Origin of the sequence: Paenibacillus sp. 3LSP (assembly GCF_032465655.1) — a bacterium.
GTDB classification, from domain to species: domain Bacteria; phylum Bacillota; class Bacilli; order Paenibacillales; family Paenibacillaceae; genus Fontibacillus; species Fontibacillus barengoltzii.
In genome coordinates this window covers 1-1811 of record NZ_JAWDJI010000097.1, presented here as the reverse complement: position 1 = coordinate 1811, position 1811 = coordinate 1, and the positions used below count along the sequence as shown (strand labels likewise).

3 protein-coding genes are annotated in these 1811 nt (G+C 44.2%); all 3 read left to right on the top strand.

Features of this window, described 5'->3' with window-relative positions; genetic code table 11:
* Positions 1-126 precede the first annotated feature (126 nt).
* The 3 genes from RW092_RS07590 (at position 127) to RW092_RS07580 (ending at position 1761) form a co-directional block, all read left to right on the top strand.
* On the top strand, positions 127-438 hold the full coding sequence (locus tag RW092_RS07590; protein WP_316009916.1) for a hypothetical protein: 312 nt from the start codon (positions 127-129) through the stop codon (positions 436-438).
* 228 nt (positions 439-666) lie between these two features.
* Positions 667-1272: a dienelactone hydrolase family protein gene (locus RW092_RS07585; protein WP_316009915.1), complete on the top strand. Its 606-nt coding sequence runs from the start codon at positions 667-669 to the stop codon at positions 1270-1272.
* Positions 1273-1383: 111 nt separating this feature from the next.
* Entirely contained in the window at positions 1384-1761 is a 378-nt protein-coding gene (locus RW092_RS07580; RefSeq protein WP_316009914.1) for a GrpB family protein, read from the top strand.
* Positions 1762-1811 lie beyond the last annotated feature (50 nt).

Here is a 1811-nt window from a genome sequence, read left to right as displayed (position 1 = left end):
TTACCGACTCGTTCTGCTACAAACTGACCGCCTTTATGGGCTTTCGAAATTCAGGATAATTTATTTTCTTCCCTCGGTCGATATAAATCATAGAGAAAAAATTTTGTGGAGAGGGACATCATTAACATGGCAGAGCACAAGGATCAGGAGAATGAAATCATATCCAAGGAAAAATATACCACAACCCTAGAAATCACCTCCTTATCTGGGGAGCGTACATTTCAACAAATCTCCTTCTTTAAAGAAGTTGGACAAGCTCCCAACATGGGAGACTTTATCCATCTCATCAAAACAGAGCTAGGGGAAGAAGTTGAAATCGGAGAATTAGCTCCCTACTGGGTGTTCAAAACCGTACTTGGGCATCCTACGAGCATCAAAAATATTCGCGTCGTCCGGACGATGAAGGATAATACTTTTCAGAAGGTGACATTGCTTTGAGATAAAGTGATGATATGTAACCCGTGCGTGTATGCGCGGGTTATTTCTTTTTTGACAGGGAAGCAACTGTGCTATGCATTGGTTTCTGGCTATGGGATGATGAGTTACAGAACATATATTATGTAAATTAAAATAGAATGATCCGCTGGCAGGAAAACGACAAGAAGAAATCGAAATGTATAACTGTAGTAAAATTTCCATGATCCTTGTCATCGAAGGAGGAGGAAAATGGCAGAGATTCTAGTATTACACCATTCATTGGGTCTAACAAAGGGGATACTTGATTTTGCCGATCAACTCAGGGGGGAGGGGCACACAGTTCATGCTCCTGACCTTTTCGACGGTCATGTATTTACTTCAATCGAGGAGGGAATGACCTATGTCAATGAGGTCGGCTTCGAAGAGATAATCGAGCGAGGCGTGCGTGCTGCGAGTGAACTCCCGCGAGAAATCATCTATGCTGGGTTTTCGCTCGGTGTGGTCGCAGCCCAGAAGCTCGCTCAAACTCGTGAAGGCGCTCGTGGTGCATTGTTATTTTACGCTTGTGTCCCGACCTCGATGTTCGGATCTTCGTGGCCGGCGGAACTTCCGGTGCAGATTCATAGCATGGACGCAGATCCCTTTTTCGTGGATGAGGGGGATATTGAGGCGGCACGCGAGCTCGTAAAAATAGCCAATGATGCCGAACTCTTCTTATACCCTGGAAATCAACACCTGTTCGCAGATAGCAGTTTACCGTCATTTGACGTTGAAGCGACAAAGCTGCTGATGCAGCGTGTATTCGAATTTCTCCGGAATTTGGATGCTCGACTCTTTGACATGACTCGGTTATAGATGATAATGAACGAGCGAATCCATGTTGGAATATAAGAGAAAGCTGGCTGGTAGCGATCTCTTCGCTGAGGGAAGGGGAGAGGGGATATTAAATGACCGAGGGTGATGTTCATGACAAGCAAAGTCACACTCAGTAACTATAGTACCCTTTGGCCGCAGGAATTTGAGAAAGATCGTCTTCGCATTTTGGCTTTACTTGGCGATAAGGCGAAGCAAATTGAACATGTAGGCAGCACTTCAATTCCTGGCATGGCGGCTAAGCCGATTATAGATATTGCGGTGGCGGTAGAGCATTTTTCCATTATCGATGATGGTACGTTAGCGCTACTTAGCCAAATCGGCTTTGAATACGTACCGAAAGAGGAATTCCCCAATCGAATGTTCTTTCGAAGGGGTGAATGGGGAAAAGGTACACATCATCTCCATGTGTACGAATATCAAAGCGACGATTGGAAGAACATGATTTTGTTTCGAGACTATTTAACCTGAATTTCGAAAGTAATCTCTTCTGAAAAAAATAAAAAGTGCTCCAAATCTTT